This is a genomic window from Sulfuricaulis sp. (assembly GCF_049587675.1).
Lineage (GTDB): Bacteria > Pseudomonadota > Gammaproteobacteria > Acidiferrobacterales > Sulfurifustaceae > Sulfuricaulis.
Genome location: NZ_JBAVEJ010000313.1, coordinates 1 through 3030, shown reverse-complemented (window position 1 = coordinate 3030; position 3030 = coordinate 1). Strand labels below are relative to the sequence as shown.

General features: G+C 64.0%; 1 protein-coding gene. It reads right to left on the bottom strand.

Annotation, left to right across the window (positions count from 1 at the left end; translation table 11 throughout):
* Positions 1–391 precede the first annotated feature (391 nt).
* Positions 392–3030: phosphoribosylformylglycinamidine synthase (gene purL / locus WB402_RS15845; protein ID WP_424209586.1), on the bottom strand; the 2639-nt coding region annotated here is incomplete at its 5' end.

The following is a 3030-nucleotide window of genomic DNA, read 5'->3' as shown; positions in this document are numbered from 1 at the left end:
GCTAAACCGATGGTTGTACTTTCCGCCCACTGAGTCAAGGTTTTGCTAACCACCCCGTAGCGCGCGCCGAGTACCGCAGCCCCACCGGGAGCTTTTAAGCGAGACCGTGTTCGAGCCCGAGGCGCGTAGTTTGCGCCCGGCGAGTTGGTCGAGCGCCCGGTGGGGCGAGGACCGGAGGAAGGGGTCGCGCGCTCCGGGGGGAGTGGTTTTGGTGACTTTTGCCGAAACAAAAGTCACCCAGGGTGCGGGGCGGAGCTACCCGCAATTAGCTTTTAAAGACAAAAGCCGCCTTTCGGCGGCTTTTGGTCATTCACTACCTGGATCTCCGCCTTCGCGGAGATGACAACCTACAATGTGTTCGCCCTTCGACAAGCTCAGGGCGAACGTTTCACTATCCTACCCACACCCTCGCATTCCTGAACATCCGCATCCACGGCCCGTCCTCACCCCATTCATCCGGTCGCCAGGAATTGGCAACGGCACGGAACACGCGCTCGGGGTGCGGCATCATGATGGTGAAACGTCCGTCGGGCGTGGTGAGGCCGGTGATGCCGTGCGGCGAGCCATTGGGATTGTACGGATAGGTTGGCGTGAGCTGGCCGCGGTTGTCCACGAAACACAGCGCCACTTGCTTGTCGAGAATAACCTGCTCGATATGAGTGGGATCGCGGAACTCGGCTAGTCCCTCGCCATGCGCCACGGCGATCGGCAGCATCGAACCCTGCATGCCCTGAAGGAAGATCGAGGGATTCTGCGGAATCTGCACCCGGGCGAGGCGTGCCTCGAACTGCTCGGAGGCGTTGCGCACGAAATGCGGCCAGCGTTCCGCGCCCGGAATGATGTCGTGCAGGTTCGACATCATCTGGCAGCCGTTGCAGATGCCGAGCGCGAAGCTGTCCTGGCGGGTAAAGAACGCCGCAAATTCATCGCGCGCCCGCGTGTTGAAGAGGATGGACTTCGCCCAGCCCTCGCCCGCGCCGAGCACGTCGCCGAAGGAAAATCCGCCACAGGCGGCGAAACCCTTGAAGTCCTTGAGCCCCATGCGCCCGTCGATGATATCGCTCATGGTCACGTCCACGGCGGTGAAACCGGCGCGGGTGAAGGCCGCGGCCATTTCCACCTGGCCGTTGACGCCCTGCTCGCGCAGGATCGCGATGCGCGGCTTGACCCCGCGCGCGATGAAGGGTGCGGCGATTTTATCCTCGGGGTCGAAGGTGAGTTCCGCGCTCAGGCCGGGATCGGTCATATCCAGGAGGCGGTCGTATTCCTCCTGCGCGCACTGCGGATTGTCGCGCAGCCGCTGCATGTGGTAGCTGGTCTCGGACCAGGCGCGCTGCAGGTTCACGCGCGAGTCGTAGAAAAATTCCTTGCCGAGATGATTGAAGCTGATAATGTCATCGTTAGTAATCGTGCCGATGATATGCGTGTGGCGTGCCAGCCCGGCCTGTTTCAATGCGCCGATGATGCCGTCGCGCCGCACGCGCGGCACTTGCAGCACCGCGCCGAGCTCCTCGTTGAACAGCGCGGCGGCGGGGTCGCTGCCGAGATCGGAGAGATCGATGCGCACGCCGGTGTGCCCGGCGAAGGCCATTTCGCAGATGGTGGCGAACAGGCCGCCGTCGGAACGGTCGTGATAGGCGTAGGCGAAACCCAGTTCGTTCAGCGCCTGGATGACGTGGAAAAACAGCCGCAGCACGCGCGGGTCATCCACGTCCGGGGCCTCGTCGCCGATCTGCCCGTAAACCTGCGCCAGCGCCGAGCCGCCCAGACGGTTGGCGCCCTTGCCGAGATCGACCAGAATCAGGTCAGTCTCGCCCTCGTCAGTGCGCAGCTGCGGAGTAAGCGTCCTGCGCACGTCCATGACCGGGGCGAATGCCGACACGATCAGCGACAGCGGCGCGGTCACGGCGCGCTGCCCGCCGTCGCTGTCCTGCCACACGGTTTTCATCGACATCGAATCCTTGCCGACCGGAATCGAAATGCCGAGCGCCGGACACAATTCGAGCGCTACCGCGCGCACGGTGTCGTACAGCGCCGCGTCCTCGCCCGGATGGCCGGCGGGCGCCATCCAGTTGGCGGAGAGCTTTACGTCCGGAAGTTTCTGGATGCGCGTCGCGGCCAGGTTGGTGAGCGCCTCGCCGATCGCCATGCGCCCGCTGGCGGCGGCGTTGATGAGCGCGAGCGGCGTGCGCTCGCCCAGGGCCATGGCCTCGCCGGTATAACCCTCGTAGCCGCTGGCGGTGACCGCCACGTCGGCCACCGGCACCTGCCACGGGCCGACCATCTGGTCGCGGCACACCAGCCCGGACACGGTGCGATCGCCGATGGTGATGAGAAAGGTTTTATTGGCGACGGTCGGAAGCCGCAGCACGCGATAGGCCGCTTCCTTGAGATCGAGGCCCTTGGTCTTGAAGCGTTCGAGCTTGCTCTTGAGATGGCTGACGTTGCGCTGCATCTTCGGCGGCTTGCCGAGCAGCACGCCGAGGTCCATGTCGATCGGTGTCGCCATGCGTTCGGCGAGTGCTTCATCCGTCGTCAGGTTCCGGTTCGATCTGAAGTAGCCGTCTTCCAGCACCAGATGCTGTGCTTCGGTGGCTTCGCCGACCACGGCATAGGGACAACGTTCGCGCTCGCAGAGCGCGCGAAAAGTTTCGATCTGCTTATCGTCCACGGCCAGCACATAGCGCTCTTGCGCTTCGTTGCACCAGATTTCCATCGGAGACATGCCGGGCTGGTCGTTCGGCACCGCGCGCAGGTCGAATTTGCCGCCACGGCCGGCGCCATTCACCAGCTCCGGCAACGCGTTGGACAAACCGCCCGCACCGACATCGTGAATGGAAAAGATGGGATTTTCTTCGCCCAGTGCCCAGCACTGGTCGATGACTTCCTGGCAGCGCCGCTGCATCTCGGCGTTGGAGCGCTGCACCGAAGCGAAATCGAGTTCCTCGTGGCTGGTGCCGGTGGCCATGCTCGAGGCCGCGCCGCCGCCAAGACCGATCAGCATCGCCGGCCCGCCGATGACGATGATCT